Origin of the sequence: Sutterella seckii (assembly GCF_009183815.1) — a bacterium.
GTDB classification, from domain to species: domain Bacteria; phylum Pseudomonadota; class Gammaproteobacteria; order Burkholderiales; family Burkholderiaceae_F; genus Sutterella; species Sutterella seckii.
In genome coordinates, this window is the sequence record NZ_WEHX01000267.1 from 1 (window position 1) to 332 (window position 332).

1 protein-coding gene is annotated in these 332 nt (G+C 50.0%); it reads right to left on the reverse strand.

What is annotated here, in order from left to right:
• Positions 1–7: 7 nt before the first annotated feature.
• The coding region (locus tag GBM95_RS12465; RefSeq protein WP_193222716.1) for a hypothetical protein at positions 8–332 on the reverse strand (325 nt) is incomplete at its 5' end.

The window sequence follows — 332 nt, forward strand, 5'->3', positions numbered from 1 at the left end:
ATCCAGGTCAGTTAACAGACTGACGCGGCAAGCTGACGCTCGATTTGATCCGAGCAAGTTTGTAGAAGTCATTCTGCTTCTTGGTGGCTTCCATGGGCACCACGAGATCCTCATAAATCTTGGCTTTCTGGTTTCGCATGACAGTCAAGAAGTCGTCGAGGCTATAAGGAGAGCTGCGCAACAGTTGCTGTAAGTGCCTGAGTACGATCGTACTGCAGAACACCATCAACAGATGACCTCGAAAGGTGTCAACCGTCTGCACGCACAAAGGCAGCGCTTTGGCATAGCCTTTCGAGATATCGAAAACCTGCTCAATATCCTGCCTGGTGTAG